1 protein-coding gene is annotated in these 1,052 nt (G+C 69.7%); it reads left to right on the top strand.

The window, feature by feature from the left end; all coding sequences use genetic code 11:
* On the top strand, nucleotides 1-1,052 hold a 1,052-nt coding region (locus tag ACIP8W_RS31980), incomplete at both ends, for an alcohol dehydrogenase catalytic domain-containing protein (RefSeq protein WP_402205925.1).

The following is a 1,052-nucleotide window of genomic DNA, read 5'->3' as shown; positions in this document are numbered from 1 at the left end:
TATGAGGATTGTTGCTGCTGATTGCAGTGGTGATCTGGTTGCTGTTGTCGACACTCTCGCCCTGCGCGTTCTCACCTCCGACGAGAACGACACCCGCAAAACCCAGGACGGGCTGCTGCATCTGGAGTGGACCGTGCTGGACGGCGACCCGGTCGACCTGGTCCGCTGGGCGGCGCTCGGTGCCGTGCCGGAACTGCCCGCGGCCTGGGTTCACGACAGCCTCGACGCCGTCGGTGAGCTGATCGTCTCAGGAGTCCCGGTCGACGGAGTCGTCGTATCGTTGGACGAGGCCCTGCCCCCGAACAATGCGGGCGACGAGCCGCTCACCGGCCAGGTCAGGACTGCCCTGCACCGGGCGCTCGACCTGGTGCGCCAGTGGTTGTCCGACGAGCGGTTCGCCGGGCTCCGGCTGGTCCTCATCACCCGGAACGCCGTGGCTGTCGAGCCGGGCGAGCCGGTCGCCGGGCTGGGTCGCGCGGGGGTCTGGGGCCTGATCGGCTCCGCCGCCGCAGAGAACCCCGGGCAACTGGCCGTGGTCGACCTGGACGGCGACCCTGCTTCCGATGCGGCACTGCTCACCGCCCTCGGCAGTGGCCTCGCCCGCACCGCTGTACGCGGCGGACGTCTTCTCATTCCGCGCCTCGCCCGAGAGAACGCCGGCGACACACTTGTCCCGCCGGGGCACCGCCCGGACTGGCGGCTTGCCGTCGACGTACGTGGTCGGGTCGACGGACTCCGCCTCATCGAGGCGCCGGACGCAGTGGCCTCGCTCGCCCCCGGCCAGGTGCGGATCGCAGTGCGTGCGGCGGGCCTCAACTTCCGTGACGTACTCGACACGTTGGGCATGTACCCAGGAGGTCTGGAGGTACTGGGCAGCGAGGTCGCGGGTGTCGTCCTCGACGTCGGACCGGACGTTACGGACCTGCAGGCCGGCGATCGTGTCATGGGCCTGGTCCTCGGTGGTTTTGGTCCGGTGGTGGTGGCTGATCGGTGGCGGGTGGTGCGGATGCCGTCTGGTTGGGCTTTTGCTCAGGCGGCGGGTGTTCCGGTTG

The organism is Streptomyces sp. NPDC088554 (assembly GCF_044752945.1).
In the GTDB taxonomy this organism is placed as follows: Bacteria; Actinomycetota; Actinomycetes; order Streptomycetales; family Streptomycetaceae; genus Streptomyces.
This window is presented reverse-complemented; position numbering and strand designations above follow the sequence as displayed.